The sequence below is a fragment of the Methylovorus mays genome, assembly GCF_020531915.1.
GTDB classification, from domain to species: Bacteria; Pseudomonadota; Gammaproteobacteria; order Burkholderiales; family Methylophilaceae; genus Methylovorus; species Methylovorus mays.
On the sequence record NZ_JAJAVG010000011.1, the window covers coordinates 1 to 970 of the forward strand.

Here is a 970-nt window from a genome sequence, read left to right on the forward strand (position 1 = left end):
TCTGTCGAAGAAGTTTGGTGGTGAAGCCAAGGCATACGACCAGATCGATGCGGCGCCAGAAGAAAAGGCACGTGGTATTACCATCAACACCGCGCACGTTGAATACGAAACTGCAACTCGCCACTACGCTCACGTAGACTGCCCAGGCCACGCCGACTATGTTAAGAACATGATTACCGGTGCTGCGCAGATGGACGGCGCGATTCTGGTCTGTTCAGCCGCTGACGGCCCGATGCCACAAACCCGTGAGCACATCCTGTTGGCACGTCAGGTTGGCGTACCTTACATCGTCGTGTTCATGAACAAGGCTGACATGGTGGATGACGCCGAGCTGCTCGAGCTGGTTGAAATGGAAATCCGCGAACTGCTCTCCAAGTACGACTTCCCAGGCGATGACATCCCTGTGATCAAGGGTTCCGCCCTGAAGGCGCTGGAAGGCGACCAATCTGAAATCGGCGAACCTGCCATCTTCCGTTTGGCAGATGCGCTGGACAGCTACATCCCAACGCCAGAGCGTGCTGTTGACGGCACCTTCCTGATGCCAGTAGAAGACGTATTTTCCATCTCTGGTCGCGGTACTGTAGTTACTGGCCGTATCGAGCGTGGTATTGTGAAGGTTGGCGATGAAATCGAAATCGTAGGTATCAAGCCAACCCTGAAGACCACCTGCACGGGCGTAGAAATGTTCCGCAAGCTGCTGGACCAAGGTCAAGCAGGCGACAACGTTGGCGTTCTGCTGCGTGGTACCAAGCGTGAAGAAGTTGAGCGTGGTCAAGTATTGGCCAAGACCGGTTCGATCAAGCCACACACCAAGTTCAGCGCAGAAATCTACGTGCTGGGCAAGGACGAAGGCGGCCGTCACACACCATTCTTCAATGGCTACCGTCCACAGTTCTACTTCCGTACCACTGACGTAACTGGTGCAGTAGAGCTGCCAGCAGGTACCGAAATGGTAATGCCAGGCGACAAC

At 54.9% G+C, this 970-nt stretch carries 1 protein-coding gene; it reads left to right on the forward strand.

The annotated features are described in order from the left end of the window. A partial coding sequence (gene tuf / locus LG203_RS14320; RefSeq protein ID WP_456085645.1) for an elongation factor Tu occupies positions 1 to 970 on the forward strand: 970 nt, incomplete at both ends.